The 1,240-nt window shown below is 71.5% G+C and carries 1 protein-coding gene; it reads right to left on the minus strand.

What is annotated here, in order from left to right:
• A partial coding sequence (locus tag CS1GBM4_RS20090) for a methyl-accepting chemotaxis protein (RefSeq protein ID WP_244607321.1) occupies nucleotides 1–1,223 on the minus strand: 1,223 nt, incomplete at its 3' end.
• Nucleotides 1,224–1,240 lie beyond the last annotated feature (17 nt).

Genomic DNA, 1,240 nt, shown 5'->3' on the forward strand with positions numbered 1-1,240 from the left:
CTCTCGCTGGTGCGGAATCCGGCGACGAGGGCGTTGAGTTCGGCGATCTTGCCCGACAGCGCGCCGGCGCTGGCGGCGCTCTGTTCGGCGAGGGCGGCGTTGGCCTGGGTCATCTCGTCCATATGGGCGACGGTCTGGCTCATCTCCTCGATGCCGTTGGCCTGCTCGCTCGAGGCGGCGGCGACCTCCGAGACGGTCGCCTGGACGCCCTGCGAGGCGGCGACGATGCGGGTCAGCGCGTCGCCGGCCTGGCGCACCAGCTTGACCCCGGCCTCGACCTCGACGTTCGAGGACGAGATCAGCCCCGAAATGTCCTTGGCCGCCTCGCCCGAGCGCTGGGCGAGGGTGCGCACCTCGGAGGCGACGACGGCGAAGCCCTTGCCGGCATCGCCGGCCCGGGCCGCCTCGACCGCGGCGTTGAGCGCCAGCAGGTTGGTCTGGAAGGCGATGTCGTCGATGACCCGGGTGATGTCGGAGATCTTCTTCGAGGCCGCCTCGATCCGCTCCATCGCCGAGACGGCGTCGGTGACGATGTTGCCGCCGGTCTGGGCGACCTGCATCGCCTCGCCGGCCTGGCGCACCGCCTGCTGGGCCGCCTGCGCCGCGGCCTTGACCGAGGCGGCGAGCTCCTCGGTGGTGGCGGCGCTCTCCTCCAGCGAGGAGGCCTGCTCCTCGGTGCGCTTCGAGAGATCGTCGGCGCCCATGTTGATCTCGCGCGCCGACAGCCCGACCTCGGCCGACATGGTCTGGATCGTGCTCACGGTCGAGGACAGGCGCGCCATCGTCTCGTTGATCGCGTCCTTGAGCTCGGCGAAGCGGCCGCGATAGGCGGTCGGAACCTGATGGGTCAGGTCGCCGGCGGCCAGCGCCTGCAGCACCGCGACGAACTCCGTCGTGGCGTTGTCGACCACCGCGTTGATCTCGTTGATCCCGGCGACCAGCTGCTGCATCTGCTCGTCGCCATGCTCGATCTGCAGCCGGGCCGAGAAATCGCCGGCCGCCGCCGCCGCCACGACCTCGCCGACATCCGACACCACTGAGGCCATCGCATCCGCCGAGCGGATCCGCGCCGCCGCCGCCGCGCGCTCCTGCTCCTGCAGCAGCGCCACCTGCTCGGTGCTCTGGCGCAGAACCGCCACAGCCCGCGCCATCTCGCCGATCTCGTCGCGCCGCCCGGTATGGGGAACCTCGACCTGCGTCTCGCCCGCCGTCAGCCGGCTCATCGTCCCCCCGAGATCGA

This window comes from Allobosea sp. CS1GBMeth4 (genome assembly GCF_900185715.1).
Classification (GTDB): domain Bacteria; phylum Pseudomonadota; class Alphaproteobacteria; order Rhizobiales; family Beijerinckiaceae; genus Allobosea.